Source organism: Herbiconiux daphne (genome assembly GCF_024979295.1).
In the GTDB taxonomy this organism is placed as follows: Bacteria; Actinomycetota; Actinomycetes; order Actinomycetales; family Microbacteriaceae; genus Herbiconiux; species Herbiconiux daphnes.
This window is the reverse complement of record NZ_JANLCJ010000623.1, coordinates 1-575: the sequence shown is the minus strand read 5'-3', so window position 1 is coordinate 575 and position 575 is coordinate 1. Positions and strand designations below refer to the sequence as shown.

The window sequence follows — 575 nt, the reverse complement described above, 5'->3', positions numbered from 1 at the left end:
GGAGCTGCCTGCGGAGCGATAACGTTAGGGATCACTACGTTTTGCGGCTCTTTGAAGTGCTTAACTTCTGGAGCGGCCTGCGGCAGTGGAGCATTCTTAACGAAGTTCTGCGGTGCGCGTGCTTCTGGGGTTGCCGGAGCTTTGTAATTCAGCGCAGCCGGAGAAGATACAGGCGCGATTTCTGGCGCGATAACGGTAGGTTCTTTATGAGCCTGCGGAGCCAGTGGACTGGTTTTAACCAGCGTAAGAGGGATCGCTTTCAGGGCGATTTTACCCGGTACGGCCTGCGCGGTTGGCGCGGCGGCAGGGGTAGCAACTGGAGCGATCAGAGTTGGCGCTTTAACCTGAGCTGCCGGAGCTGCGGCAGGGGCGCGATCTTCGTGCGGCGGAGTCAGCCAGTCTTTAATAGCAACTTTTTCGCGGATAACTGCGGTTTGGTATGCGTTGGTAGCCGCATCCAGTTTCTTACCCGCATATTCGCGTTCGGAAGCTGGCGCACGGTTAAAGGTTTCTAACGCTGCCTGGTAGTTTTCAGCGGCGATTTTCGCGGAATGCTGCGCTTCGGTTACGGATGC

The 575-nt window shown here is 56.9% G+C and carries 1 pseudogene; it reads right to left on the bottom strand.

The annotated features are described in order from the left end of the window. A pseudogene (locus tag N1032_RS26810) lies at window positions 1-575 on the bottom strand (hypothetical protein); the annotation flags it as partial.